14 protein-coding genes are annotated in these 12,858 nt (G+C 55.3%); 9 read left to right on the top strand and 5 right to left on the bottom strand.

Features of this window, described 5'->3' with window-relative positions:
* The first annotated feature begins 42 nt into the window (after window positions 1–42).
* Complete coding sequence (locus MJ923_RS17035; RefSeq protein WP_240592113.1) at window positions 43–840, top strand: phosphatase PAP2 family protein; 798 nt, start codon at window positions 43–45, stop codon at window positions 838–840.
* A 107-nt stretch (window positions 841–947) separates the two neighbouring features.
* A complete protein-coding gene (locus MJ923_RS17030; protein ID WP_240592112.1) occupies window positions 948–1,733 on the top strand; it encodes a class I SAM-dependent methyltransferase in 786 nt (261 codons plus the stop codon).
* A gap of 46 nt (window positions 1,734–1,779) precedes the next feature.
* On the opposite strand, the gene MJ923_RS17025 is transcribed toward MJ923_RS17030, so the two are convergent.
* Window positions 1,780–2,367, bottom strand: a complete 588-nt coding sequence (locus MJ923_RS17025; protein ID WP_240592111.1) for a DUF7010 family protein — start codon at window positions 2,365–2,367, stop codon at window positions 1,780–1,782.
* A 301-nt stretch (window positions 2,368–2,668) separates the two neighbouring features.
* Here MJ923_RS17025 and MJ923_RS17020 point away from each other — a divergent pair, with 301 nt between their 5' ends.
* Together MJ923_RS17020 and MJ923_RS17015 are read left to right on the top strand one after the other, a co-directional pair.
* Window positions 2,669–5,995, top strand: a complete 3,327-nt coding sequence (locus MJ923_RS17020; RefSeq protein WP_240592110.1) for an NPCBM/NEW2 domain-containing protein — start codon at window positions 2,669–2,671, stop codon at window positions 5,993–5,995.
* Window positions 5,996–6,055: 60 nt separating this feature from the next.
* Window positions 6,056–6,646, top strand: a complete 591-nt coding sequence (locus MJ923_RS17015; RefSeq protein WP_240592109.1) for a DUF998 domain-containing protein — start codon at window positions 6,056–6,058, stop codon at window positions 6,644–6,646.
* Window positions 6,647–6,707: 61 nt separating this feature from the next.
* On the opposite strand, the gene MJ923_RS17010 is transcribed toward MJ923_RS17015, so the two are convergent.
* On the bottom strand, window positions 6,708–7,241 hold the full coding sequence (locus MJ923_RS17010) for a TetR/AcrR family transcriptional regulator (RefSeq protein ID WP_240592108.1): 534 nt from the start codon (window positions 7,239–7,241) through the stop codon (window positions 6,708–6,710).
* A 154-nt stretch (window positions 7,242–7,395) separates the two neighbouring features.
* Here MJ923_RS17010 and MJ923_RS17005 point away from each other — a divergent pair, with 154 nt between their 5' ends.
* The 3 genes from MJ923_RS17005 to MJ923_RS16995 all read left to right on the top strand — a co-directional run bounded on the left by MJ923_RS17005 (window position 7,396) and on the right by MJ923_RS16995 (window position 9,440).
* Window positions 7,396–8,160 (top strand): SDR family NAD(P)-dependent oxidoreductase, encoded by a 765-nt coding sequence (locus tag MJ923_RS17005; protein WP_240592107.1) that lies wholly within the window; start codon window positions 7,396–7,398, stop codon window positions 8,158–8,160.
* Window positions 8,161–8,170: 10 nt separating this feature from the next.
* Window positions 8,171–8,581, top strand: a complete 411-nt coding sequence (locus tag MJ923_RS17000) for an OsmC family protein (protein ID WP_240592106.1) — start codon at window positions 8,171–8,173, stop codon at window positions 8,579–8,581.
* Window positions 8,582–8,786: 205 nt separating this feature from the next.
* A complete protein-coding gene (locus MJ923_RS16995; RefSeq protein ID WP_240592105.1) occupies window positions 8,787–9,440 on the top strand; it encodes a cupin domain-containing protein in 654 nt (217 codons plus the stop codon).
* 99 nt (window positions 9,441–9,539) lie between these two features.
* On the opposite strand, the gene MJ923_RS16990 is transcribed toward MJ923_RS16995, so the two are convergent.
* Both MJ923_RS16990 and MJ923_RS16985 read right to left on the bottom strand, forming a co-directional pair.
* Complete coding sequence (locus MJ923_RS16990; RefSeq protein ID WP_240592104.1) at window positions 9,540–9,785, bottom strand: hypothetical protein; 246 nt, start codon at window positions 9,783–9,785, stop codon at window positions 9,540–9,542.
* Between the two features lie 226 nt (window positions 9,786–10,011).
* On the bottom strand, window positions 10,012–11,019 hold the full coding sequence (locus tag MJ923_RS16985) for a 2Fe-2S iron-sulfur cluster binding domain-containing protein (protein ID WP_126169023.1): 1,008 nt from the start codon (window positions 11,017–11,019) through the stop codon (window positions 10,012–10,014).
* Between the two features lie 61 nt (window positions 11,020–11,080).
* Here MJ923_RS16985 and MJ923_RS16980 point away from each other — a divergent pair, with 61 nt between their 5' ends.
* Both MJ923_RS16980 and MJ923_RS16975 read left to right on the top strand, forming a co-directional pair.
* On the top strand, window positions 11,081–11,305 hold the full coding sequence (locus MJ923_RS16980; protein ID WP_240592103.1) for a hypothetical protein: 225 nt from the start codon (window positions 11,081–11,083) through the stop codon (window positions 11,303–11,305).
* 85 nt (window positions 11,306–11,390) lie between these two features.
* Entirely contained in the window at window positions 11,391–11,735 is a 345-nt protein-coding gene (locus MJ923_RS16975; RefSeq protein WP_240592102.1) for a hypothetical protein, read from the top strand.
* Between the two features lie 40 nt (window positions 11,736–11,775).
* Here MJ923_RS16975 and MJ923_RS16970 read toward each other — a convergent pair whose 3' ends face one another.
* Window positions 11,776–12,714: an MBL fold metallo-hydrolase gene (locus MJ923_RS16970; RefSeq protein WP_240592101.1), complete on the bottom strand. Its 939-nt coding sequence runs from the start codon at window positions 12,712–12,714 to the stop codon at window positions 11,776–11,778.
* Between the last annotated feature and the right edge of the window lie 144 nt (window positions 12,715–12,858).

Below are 12,858 nucleotides of genomic sequence, written 5' to 3'. Positions count from 1 at the left end.
CTAACGCCGAAAGTTACATAAAAATAACAATGAGGCGGCTTGATGAAGCTGGGTAACACAGAACTCTCTGGTGCGCAGAGTGTATTTTTCCTTTTGGGTGCATTGGCTGTTTTTTTCAGCCTGTTTCCCGAAGCCAGCAAACAGGGATTTTTGTGGCTAAATCAGGCGGGCAGGGCATTTCCTGATACCCCGCTGGCCTTGATCACCAATCTGGGCAATGGCGTTATCGCCGCCTGCCTGTGGGTGACTTTACTGTGTTTTCGTCCTTCGGTGCTGTGGAAAGCCCTCGGTGCCATTGCCCTCAGCGCGCTTATCATCAACGCCATGAAGCAGGGTCTGGATGTGATGCGTCCCGCCGCCGTGCTGGATGATATTCGGATTGTTGGCGCCATGCGTCTCAATCACAGCCTGCCTTCTGCCCATACGGGGACAGTGTTTGCGCTGGCCGGTATTGCCTGGTCGCTGTGTCGCCGCGCCGATCTGAAAGCCATTATTCTGCTTGGCGCCGTGTTGGTTGGGCTGAGCCGGGTGACCAATGGTGCCCATTGGCCGCTGGATATCGTTATGGGTGCCTGGCTTGGTTGGGGCTGCGCCCGTCTCGCCTGGCGCTACGTACCTGATTGCCGACTGTCGGCCCGTACCAGCATGCTTGTACTGGGTGCCTTGTATCTGGCGCTGCTGATCAGTGCCCTGCAGGCCAAAGCCCCTTTCCCGCAGCTGCCGCTGGTGGACCTTCAACTTAAGCTGATGCTGCTGTTGCCGCTGTTTGGTCTGTATCGCTTGTATATCGACATGCGGGCCGAGGCGGCCGGCAAGAAGAAAGTCTCTCTGGCCGGTTGAAGCTTTCGAAAGCAGGCTGGCTGAAACGGCGTCCATGTTGTTAATGGCTGGTGCTTGAGTGTCAAAGCGGGTATGTTTGGCAGCAACATCGGCTAAAAAATAACATCATGGACGACTTTCTCACTGTAAATCAAAACGCTTGGGACAATCGTACCGAGCTGCATCTCGAATCTGATTTTTACGACCTCCCCGGCTTTCTGGCGGGCAACACCAGCTTGCGCGAAATAGAGCTCGCCGAGCTGGATGTGCGCGGCAAGAGCCTGCTACACCTGCAGTGCCACTTCGGTCAGGACACCCTGTCCTGGGCCCGCGAAGGCGCGGCATCGGTGACCGGGCTTGATCTCTCCCCCAAGGCGATTGCCGCCGCAACAAGCATTGCCAGTGAACTTAAGCTCGATGACAGAGCGAACTTCGTCTGTGGCAATGTGCTCGATGCCCGTGCTCTGGTGCAGGGTGAATTCGAGCTGGTGTATTCCTCCTACGGGGTGCTGTGCTGGTTGCCGGATTTAACGGCCTGGGCCAACACCATCGCCTCCTGCCTTCAGCCCGGCGGTCTTTTCTTCCTTGCCGAGTTTCATCCCATCAAGGCACTGATGGACGGTTACGACTATTTTCACACCGGCCAGGCCGATGTGGAGCAGGAAGGTAGTTACACCGAAAACAGCCGCGAGGCCGAGAACACCATGGTCAGTTGGTCTCACGATCTGGGTGAGGTGGTGTCGGCGCTGATTAACGCCGGTTTGGTGATTGAGTCACTGCGGGAATATGACTTCAGCCCCTATGACTGTTTCGACAATCTGGTGGAAGAGGAACCCGGGCGTTTCCGCCAGCGCCTTGAAGGCAAGCCGCTGCCTTTGGTGTTTTCCATCAAGGCGAGCAAGCCTCTGGTATAACAGGGGCGCCTGTCTCGGGCGCCCTTGGTGTTTGAATTCGCCACTGTCAGGCGGCATGTAAGCTGAGCACCTGACGGCGGCGCCAGTGCTTTTCCATCAGTGGGATGCTGAATCCGTAGCACAACACCACAATCAGCGGCTGCAGCGTAAAGCTGTGCTCGGGCCAGAGCAAAAAAGCCACTGTGCACAGCAGGGTACGTACAATCGCGTGGACCACGGCAACTGTGCGGCCAGCTAACACCCCATACACCAGCCACATCAGCCCGCTTTGCACCGCCACTGCGAAGGGGAGCAGCAGGTAGTTTTCCCTGAACGCCACCAAGGTGATACTGAAAGTAAGAAAGCTCATCCCGACCGAAGCCAGAAAGACAGTCTCAAACCAATTAGGGTTCGCTTGCTTCTTAAAGGAGATGTTTTCGCCGGTGAAGCGGCTGATACCCATGGCAAGGTAAACTATGCTGCCGGTCAGGATAAAGGTTGCCATCACCAGCTGCGACTTGGGCAGTATACAACTCAGACCGAACAGTACAGCCCAGACAAAGGTGCCCGATAGCGGCATTGCCAGGCCGCGCTGCTGCCGAAATGCCTGTAATTGCACATCCAGTGACTCAGAAACGGTTGAAGTCTGTTGCATGATCCTATCCTCCATCTGTTGATGGGATAAGTATCTGCCGCTCGCAGGGCTGAAGGCAGTGTGGGCTGTCAGCAGTTTCGGATGACATATGTCATTGGGGTGACTTAATTTCGATATCGAAAGTTTTCAAAAGTGTTGAAAACTTTCGTTTAAGCTGCTCTTATTGTCTGACGAGATAAAAGATGACCACAGCAAAGGCGCTTGCCCGCCTGCATTTGCTATTGATAACCTCCTGAATTAAATGGGTTGTATCGCAAAGGCACTGCTGAAAGTCACCGCCTTGCGACAGATAAGGACATGTATGGCAACCCTCACTCCCTACGCCTCTTTCGGGCTTTCATCGATTAAACCCAGGCAACTTGCATTGGCCGTGGCTTTGGTACTGGCACCCATAGGCACTACCGCCATTGCCGCCCCCGTGGGCAAGCTGGTTAACCTGAATACCGAAGGCAGCAGTGTCAGCATCAATACCGACAGCGGCGCCCTGGTGCAGCTTGATGTGCTCAAGCCCACGCTTATTCGCATTCAGGCGGGCGCCAATGGCAAGCTTATTGGCGAAGGCAGCAAGGCCGCATCCATAGTAATTAAAAACGATTACCCTACGGTGGCCTTTACCTTAAGTGATGAAGGCGACTATCGGCTGCTGAATACAGGCGCGCTGGCACTGCGAATTTATGAAGCGCCGCTGCGTTTTGCTCTGTATCAGCCTGATAATCAAACGCTTATCACCGAGGAGCTGCAAAGCCTGGAGCTTGGGGAGACCAGCACTGTACAGACCCTCAGCACAGATGCCGACGAGCGTTTTTTCGGTGGTGGCCAGCAAAATGGCGCCTTTGAGTTTAAGGGCAAGAGCCTGGAAATCTCTTACTCCGGCGGCTGGGAAGAAGGCGACAGACCTAGTCCGGCGCCTTTTTATCTGTCGAGTAAGGGCTATGGCGTGCTGCGTAACACCTGGACCAATGGCAGCTATGACTTCAGAAGCAGCGACGCCCTGCGCCTTGGCCACGATGAAACCCGCTTCGATGCCTTCTTCTTTGCCCCCGGCAGCATTCAGCAGGTGCTGGCCGACTACACAGAGCTGACCGGCCGAGCCAGACTCATTCCTCGCTGGGCCTTTGAATATGGCGATGCCGATTGCTACAACGACGGCGACAACGTCAAAAAGCCCGGCACAGTACCCGATGGCTGGAGCGATGGCCCAACGGGCACCACGCCGGATGTGATTGATTCAGTAGCTAAAAAGTACCGTGAACACGATATGCCCGGCGGCTGGATTTTACCAAACGACGGTTATGGCTGTGGCTATACCGACCTGCCCAAGGTGGTTGAAGGGCTTGCCAAATATGGCTTCAGAACCGGCCTTTGGACCGAAGATGGGGTAGATAAAATCGCCTGGGAAGTGGGCAAAGCCGGCACCCGCGCTCAGAAACTCGATGTGGCCTGGACCGGCGAAGGCTATCAGCATGCGCTCGATGCCAACAAGGCCGCCGCCGATGGCATTTTGGATAACTCGGATTCGCGGCCGTTTTTGTGGACCGTGATGGGCTGGGCCGGCATGCAGCGCTACGCCGTAACCTGGACCGGCGATCAGTCCGGCAGCTGGGACTATATCCGCTGGCATATTCCCACCCTGATTGGCTCGGGTCTGTCCGGCCAGGCTTACGCCACCGGCGATGTGGACGCGATTTTTGGCGGCAGCCCGGAGACCTTTACCCGTGACTTGCAGTGGAAGGCGTTTACCCCGGTGCTGATGGGTATGTCCGGTTGGTCGAAAGCGGCCCGCAAGCACCCCTGGTGGTTCGATGAGCCTTATCGCAGCATCAACCGCGACTATCTGAAGCTGAAAATGCGCCTCACCCCCTATATGTACACCACGGCATTTGAGACCGAGCAAACTGGCGCGCCTATCGTCCGCGGCCTGATGTGGGACTACAGCGACGATCCCACTGCCAATACAGAAGCGCATAAGTATCAGTTTTTGCTGGGTAAAGACATGCTGGTGGCGCCCGTGTATCGCTCCCAGACTGCCAGCAAAGGCTGGCGCGAAGACGTGTACCTGCCCAAAGGCCAGTGGATTGATTACTGGGACGGCCGGGTGGTGGATGCCCCTGACGGCGGCGCCAGCATCGATTATCAGGTGGACCTGAACACCATCCCGGTGTTTGTCCGTGCAGGTGCCATCATCCCCATGTACCCAGAGGCGCTGTACGACGGTCACAAGCCCAAGGATGTGCTGACACTCGATATTTATCCCTATGGCGAGTCTGAATACCTGATGTATGAGGACGATGGCAACACCCGCCGTTATCAGCAGGGCGAGTTTGCCCGCCAGCGCTTTGCGGTGAAGGCGCCCGAAGGCACGGCTGGTGACATTGAAGTCAGCATTGGTGCGGCAGAGGGCAAGTTCGATGGTCAGGATGAAGCGCGAGTCTATGAGCTGTGGCTGCATACCCGTGTAAAACCAGAAGCTGTACTGCTTGATGGTAAAAAACTTAAAGCCCTCAAGGATGAAGCAGCCCTCGCCAAGGCAAAGAGCGGCTGGACTTATTCGGCTACCAAGTACGGCACTGTGCTGGTGAAAACCGAGAAAGTCTCGGTACGTAAGGCGCTGACAATCAAGCTGGAAATTGATGCATCACAGCAGCTTGCCGCCACCGCAGGTTACGCACAGGCGCCCGAGCTTGGTAATGAAATCCCGGCAGACAGCCTGCTGGTGCTTGCCCGTCCCGCCGAAGAAGCAGGGCATCCACTGGAAAATGCCTTCGATGGCAATCCGGATACCTGGTTCAGAACCAAGCGGGATCAGGCGCAAAAGACAGGTGCCCACGAGTTTACCCTGGCATTGGGCGAGCGCCGCTTAATTGCCGGGTTTGAAATCGCGCCCCGTAACGACAAGCACTGGGAGTACGGTCAGGTCGCCGACTATGAGGTCTACCTCGGTGAAAACAATGGCGAGTGGGGTGAGCCGGTGGCTAAGGGCCGATTGGATAAATCCCAAACCATGCAGAAGGTGGAGTTTGCGCCCAAGCCCGGCAGCCTGCTGCGCTTCAGGGTACTGAGCACCCAGAATGAGCTTGGCAATGACCCCATGGTGACGGCCGCCAAGAGTCAGGGCGGCGCCTTCAATGCGCTGCTGCCAAAGAGCGTTACTCCAATCACCATCAGCGAGTTCAAGGTGCTGACAGCGCCCGAGCCTAAAGCTCCCAAAACCCAGCAGTTCCTTGCCGAACTCACGCCGCAGAAGCTGGATAAATCCGCTGGCAGCCGTGTGGCGTTAAACACTGCTATCGGTGGCAAACCCATGAGCATGAACGGCCTTAAGTTCAGCAAGGGGCTGGGAACGGCTGCAAACAGTCGGGTCGATTATCGTCTCGAAGGCAACTGGCAGCTGCTGCGGGCTGACCTTGGTATCGACGATAGCTGCAGGGCCAAGGGTGGCATGCACTTTAAGATATTCGGTGATGGCAAGCTAATGTACGACTCGGGCCTGATTGCCGCGCCTGCGGTGGTTAAGCCAGAATTGGACATCCGCGGTGTTGAAACCCTGAGCCTGCAAACTGAAGGTACGGCCAAGGGTGTCTGTGGCAACTGGGCCAATGCCTCACTCATTGGCTGGCCCAAGGGTTAAAAACTCAAATCGAATCAAGCGCCCCGTATTAGGGGCGCTTTTTTACACAGAGATCTGTTAATGAGCCTTGAGATGTTTGCCCCCTGGCTGGGGCTGGTGATACTCGTTTGGATAAGCTTAGGGGTAATGTTTGCCGGGTTTCGTTATCCGGGTTATAGCCACCGCAGGCAGTTTTGCAGCGAATTGGGAGCCAGCGGCGCGCCCACCGAGCGCTTTTCACCGCGGATCAACAATTACCCTCTTGGGCTGATGTTTATAGCTCTCGGAGCCTATTTGCTGCCAGTCGGTGTGGTCGGCGCCGTGTTAGGCGCTTTGGTGATAGTCCATGGCTTAGGCACCTGGGTTGCAGGCTATTTTCCCATGGACGCCGACCCGCTAACCCTTACCCCCAGCCGCGCCTGTAAAATCCATTCCTGGGCCGGTTTGCTGATGATACTTTCCTTACTGCTCGCTCAGCTTATCTCGGTTGTCAGCGACAGCTTCAGCCCCCAGTTCAGGCTCATTTCTTTGCTGTTACTGCTGCTTACCGTGGTGTTTATGCTGGCTATGGCAAAGGCCTTCAGGCAACAAACCATACCGGGACTTTACCAGCGGCTCAGCTATGGCTGCCAACTAGTGTGGCTGGCGTATTTGCCCTTCGAAATCCAGTAATTGTGAAATTAAAATAACCAATTAGCCTTAAAATAAGTTAATTGGTTATTTTTTTAAAATTTTAAAGCGCGATGCTGGCCACTATATCTTCAAACAACTGCTCGTTGGCCATGAGCTTACTCATCATCAATGTCCCTTCCAGCGTAGCCACCAGGCTGGCGCTACGGGCCACCGCATCGGGGTTACCTGCAAACAAATGTTGTTCCAGCCATCTCTGGTTAAGCTCGAAAAAGCGCCGGGTCTCCTGCTGAATGGCTTCCGGCAGCACATCGGATTCGCTGGCGAGCTGGCCGCAGAGGCACATCTTTCTGTCGGTGATCAGGGCTTGGCGAAACAAGTCTATATAGCCTTTCAGTCTCGCCCGGGGCTCTGGCTGGGTGTCGCTCAAGGCAGTTAGCTGCTGCATAAACCTGTCGGTGTAGCGGCTGGCCACAGCCACCCCCAAGTCGGTCTTGGTGGGGAAATGGTAATGGATGCTGGCGCTCTTAATCCCTATTTCTTTAGATATTTCCCTGAAACTAAATGAATTATAACCACCGGCCCGTACCTGGGATTCGGCGGTATCCATGATCTTGTCTACGGTAGAAGCCGTCATATAGGTGCTCTTTCTGTGCTCTCGATTGCCAGGCAGAATAACATTTCTTTCTACCTACCGGAAGATAGGTGTTGACAGCCCTGATTTGGATCTCTAGAGTTCCATTCGAAACCTACCTATCGGTAGGTAGATGGATTAACAAAAGGAACGAATCATGACTAAATCAATTGCACTGATTGTTGGCGGCTCAAGCGGTATGGGTAAAGAAACAGCCAAGCGTATGCTGCTTGCGGGTAACACAGCGCTCATCCTGTCCCACGATCCCAAGACCCTGGCCGAAGCCAAAGCCGATCTACAGCAGCAGACAGGCGGTGAAGTAGAGACTGCACAGGTCGATCTGTACAACCAGCAGGCCGTTGCCAATTTCATTACACAGCTCGGTGAAGAAAAGCGTCATATCAAGTATCTGGTAAATGCGGCCGGCTTCTTTAAGCCAGTGACTTTCCTTGAGCACAGCCAGCGAGATTACGACTTGCAGCTCGACATCAACAAGTCGTTCTTCTTTATCACCCAGGCTGTAGCCAAGAACATGCAGCAGCACGGTGGTGGCGCCATAGTGAACATAGGTTCCATGTGGGCCCATCAGGCGGTTAAGGCGACACCTTCTTCGGCTTACTCGATGCAAAAGGCTGGCTTGCATGCCCTGACCAAAAACCTGGCGATGGAATTGGCCGAATACGGTATTCGTGTAAACGCCGTGGCCCCTGCGGTGGTAATGTCTACCATTTACAAGTCCTTCATCGCCGAAGATCAGATTAAGGATACCCTGGCCGGCTTCAACGACTTCCACCCAATTGGCCGCATCGGTAATCCGGAAGATATCGCCGACTCCATCGAGTTCCTCTTGTCTGATAAGGCCGACTGGATCACCGGCACCATCCTAGATGTGGACGGTGGCGTTATGGCTGGCAGAAACTAAGGAGCGGGCGATGAGCAGACCTCTATTGAACGGCATAGATTTGGAGGCGCTGACCGCCTACACGGAACAGGTCGCCGCGGTACCGGCTGACGCCATCTCAAGTTACGGCATCGAGGCCCACTGGCGTGGAGGGGTGCACAGTGAAATTCGCACCCTTAACCAAAGCCTGGGTGATACTCTCATCGAAAAGGATTTTCGTTTCGATGTGGGTGAGCCGGAGCAACTCCTGGGTGACAACCGTTATCCCACTCCCCAGGAATATCTACTGGGAGGCATGGCGGGCTGCATGATGGTGGGTTTTGTTGCCGGTGCGACCAGCAATGGCATCCGACTCGATGAGGTGAAGCTGACCATCACGGGGGGATCTGGATTTGCGTGGCTTCCTCGGCGTAGACCCGCAGGCGCAGATAGGATTTGCTGAACTCAAGTTTAACTTTCAGGTTAAGGGCAGAGGCACTCAGGCACAGTACGATGAGATTGTGGCCTCTGTACAGCAGTACTCGCCGAACTATCGCACCATTGCGGATGCGGTAAAGGTGACGGCAGTATCCCTGTAACACGACCTTGATTTGCAGTTTGGCGGGGGATTACCGCCCGCCAACTGCCAACACCGAGAGGTGATTAGCATGTTAAATATGGATTTCGCCAAGCGGGTCGTGATAGACACTGCCCAGCAACCCTGGCAGCCAAGCCCATTGGCGGGTGTTGAGCGCAAGCCCCTTGCCAGAGAGGGCTCAGAGTCCGGCCATGCAACCAGTTTGGTGCGTTACGCGCCGGGGGCTCGTTTTGCTCGTCACAGCCATCCAAAGGGCGAAGAAATTCTGGTGCTTGAAGGGGTCTTCAGCGATGAAACCGGTGACTATGGTCCGGGCACTTATATCCGCAATCCGCTGGGCAGCAGTCATGCGCCTTTCAGCGAGCAAGGCTGTACCCTGTTTGTGAAATTGGCCCAGTTTGCCCAAGGTGATGATGTAAGCGTGAGAATGGATACCAGCAAGGCTGAGTGGCTGGCTGGTCACGGCGGTCTTAAAGTGATGCCGCTGCACAGTTTCGATGTCGAGCATACCGCGCTGGTGCTCTGGCCTGCGGGTGAAGTGTTTATCCCCCATCGTCACTTCGGCGGGGAAGAGATTCTGGTGCTCAGGGGTACCTTCAAGGATGAATACGGCAGTTACCCTGCCTTGAGTTGGATCCGCAGCCCCCATATGAGCCTGCATCATCCCTTCGTGGATGAGGAAACCCTTATCCTGGTAAAGACGGGACATTTACCTTTGGTATAGCAGACTCGTCCTTGGCACCATGGACTGCACTTATCTGGATAACCTGCTAACCAAATAGCTTTAAAATTGGCTTATTGTTTAGCAAGGCGGCCAAAAGCATCAGAACACGTAGCCGAAGTACCAGACACCCAACACCATGGCCAACAGGACTGCCATCGCAATCAGGGTATTGTAGGGGCTTTGCATCTGCGCGCTCAGATGGGGATGCTCAACCAGATAATTCTGTATTAAATCATCGGCTTCTTTCAGGCCAATGCCGCGACTGGCGCGAAGCATCTTGATGGCGTCGATTTTTCGGCCCTGATGCAGGGCATCGAGCACGTTGGACTCATGGATGTGATTCACGGGTGGCTCCTTATGATTCCGTTCATTGGGAGTGGTTTGTACTCGGCTTCCGGCAGCCTTTCTGTTCGATGTCGCAACAAAAAGGGGTGCCAGCGGCTTCGCCAAGCATAGCAGTAACCGGGCAGCCATCGAGCCTGCCCGGGCAGAAAGGCACCTTTGTCTGACCCGGTGCGGCAGTCAGGTTGGCCAGGGTGTTTGTATCCTCAGCGCCGGATGCCGCTGGCCATCAACGGGGTAGTCGGCGTAAGTCCCGATAATCAAAGGACACCCTGTGCACCCGGTCCATCCCCAGCAGTCTGAGCCTTGGGGTAATGGCCATTTTGGCCACCATGCCCGGGTCGCCAAACAGGAACAGCCGTTGCCAGCGACTGACACGGATTTTCTGCGCCAGAACCTCGGTGGCTTCCCGCAATTGGATCCGCTTATGGTCGATACGGTCACAATCGCCCTGATTGGAAATCAGCCCCTGATAATAAAAGCGCCGCTCCCGCAGCATCAGTTCCAGCAGCGGCTTGTGCAGGTATAAATCCTCGCGGCTGCGGCCCCAGTGGTACAAATAAATATCCGCTTCGTGGCCACGGGCCAGAGCCTCTTCCACCATGGCCACGGCCGCACCAATGCCGGTATCGAAGGCGAAAATCAGCAGTTCATCCTGGCCATAGGCACTGCGATAACGGCAGCGTCCCCAGGGTTCGGTCAGCTGGATCTCATCGCCGGGGCTGAGGATTTCATGTAGCCAGCTGCTGAACAGGCCATTGGGTTTACGGCGAATGTGCAGCGAAAACGAATTGGCATCGTCGCCCGAGGCAATGGCATAGCTGCGGCTCACCCCGGCTGGGTTGCGAATCGACACGCACTGGCCCGGCTGAAAGGCATAGCCCGGCGGCGCGGCAAACACAAAGCGGCTGACGTCATCGTTCAGCGAGTGACGCCGCACCAGCCTGGCCCGGTACAGCTGCTGTTCGATATTGCTGACCAGATGCATATTGGCCCGCGCCGGACAATTACAGGCCAGCACCATGCCCTGTTGTTTCAGGGTGGGTGGCAGGCCAATTTGCCCTGCTGGAGGCAGCGGACCATCCAGATGTTTGAGTAAGCATGCCTGGCAGTTGCCCGGGGTGCATGAATGGCCCATCTCATGGCCGTGACGTATCAGCGCATCCAGTACCGTTTCGCCGGGGAGGGCATAAACGGGCTGCTCGTCGAGATAAAACAGGGTCAGAGTTTGAGTCATGATGCCTTGCTTCAGAGATTGCCGTACGCCCTACGTTGTATTTTTTTCTCAGTGAAATCAAATGAAACTTTATGTTGGTTTTATTGATTTTTATGGCTTCATGTACTATGCAAATTCATTTTTCATTTATTTCATCGCGTTAACTGCGCTTCCAGGCAAAAGTTTGTTGGATGCTGTGTGTGGTCTTATCAGTGGTATCGCCGCTATCGACATGGGTTTGGGCTTACAAATTGCCTTCAGGCGAGATACCTGGGCACACCGTGAAGCCGCTGTGACCTGTGCGTGACCCTTCAGTGATCTTTTAAGCGCAATCTTCCAAATGCAGGGTGTTTAGGTCGTCGCCCTTTCTGACCAACCTGGGAGAACATCTTATGAATAGCAAACTGATTGTCGCCGGCCTGCTGCTGTGTACTGCTGCCGGAAGCGCCTTCGCCGAAGGCCGTGGAAACGGCAAACCTCTGGGCACCATTTATGTGTCAGGACAAGGGCTTTACTACGATACCTTTGCCACCACGCCACTGCCATTTAGGCCCAACGCCCGATATCAACAGCTGGATCCGGCTGCCCCTATGGGCCCTACCACAGCATATGGCCCGGGTGACAACGGCTATGTGGGCGGCCGCTGGTGGATAGATACCAACGGCGATGGCGTGATGGACGACATGGATACCTATTTCTCCTGCCCCTTGCTGGGCCCGGGGCGAGAAACGCCCTGAAACCCTCAATCCAGCCCCGCAAGGGGCTTTTTTGTGACTATCACAACCGCTGATGCCCAAGGTACACCTGCATCTGCGGTTGGCGCTCACTGAGAGCCTTCAGCGCCAGCAGGCTTTGGCGGTTCAGCGGCTGGTTTTGGGTGAAATCACCCGGCTCTACCCCATGCTGCCAACCCCAGGCGGTATGGCAGGTGTCGCCCACAATCAATACCGGGCCATTCCGGGTATTGAGCACATAGGCGCTGCTGCCTTCGGTGTGGCCGGGTACCTTGAGGGCAAATACGCTGGCATCGCCAAATATGTCTATTACCCCTCGCTCATCGAAGCGCCATTCATTCAGCGCGGGTCTGCCGGCCAGCAAAGTATCGGCGGCATTGCGGGTAAAGAGGTTGAGTACCCCATGACTGTGGGCTTCCTGCGTGCCGGTATAGATGGGAATATCTTTGGCGAGTTCCGGCAGGCCACTGATATGGTCCAGATGCAGGTGGGTCAGCAAAATTCCTGCAAGGGGCGCACCTGCGGCCAGCTCACCGCTGCTGCGACGCAGCTTGAGGTTTTCGAAGCCAAAGGCGCTGTGCAGCAGCGAGCCCACGCCATAGTCGGCTGGATTGTCCAGCAACGCCTTTGCCACGCCGGTATCGATAAAAAAGCGGCCATGGGTTGGATGGGTAAATTCATACAGATACACCTCGATAGGCTCGTCCTTGTCGACCAGACCTGCTGCTTTGGCCTCATCGCTATTTAAGTTCAGCAGGCCGCTGAGTGGCACCTGCCAGTCGGCGCTCACCTGCATTGTGAAGGCGATATTGCCGGGCGATGCGAGGCTGGCTTCCATGGCGGCCATCGACACGGGCTTACCCAGACTGGCCGGCTGGCTGGGGTGGCCCGTTTGGCGGGTGTCCCAGTTCATCGCCAGCAGAATAACCGCCAGCAATGTGCCGGCGAGCAGTAACAGGCGTGGCAGGCTGAGTTTGTTCATCTTGTTTCCTTCATCATTTGTCGCTTCAGTTGAGGGCTTGGTGAGCTTTTAGGTATGCTTTCATGAATGGATGTGAGCCACAATTGGCTAATTTTCTATATGTGTATTCATTTTTGAATAACAGTTGTCTGAGTAAGAGATGCA

Origin of the sequence: Shewanella zhuhaiensis (assembly GCF_022484835.1) — a bacterium.
In the GTDB taxonomy this organism is placed as follows: domain Bacteria; phylum Pseudomonadota; class Gammaproteobacteria; order Enterobacterales; family Shewanellaceae; genus Shewanella; species Shewanella khirikhana.
This window is presented reverse-complemented; position numbering and strand designations above follow the sequence as displayed.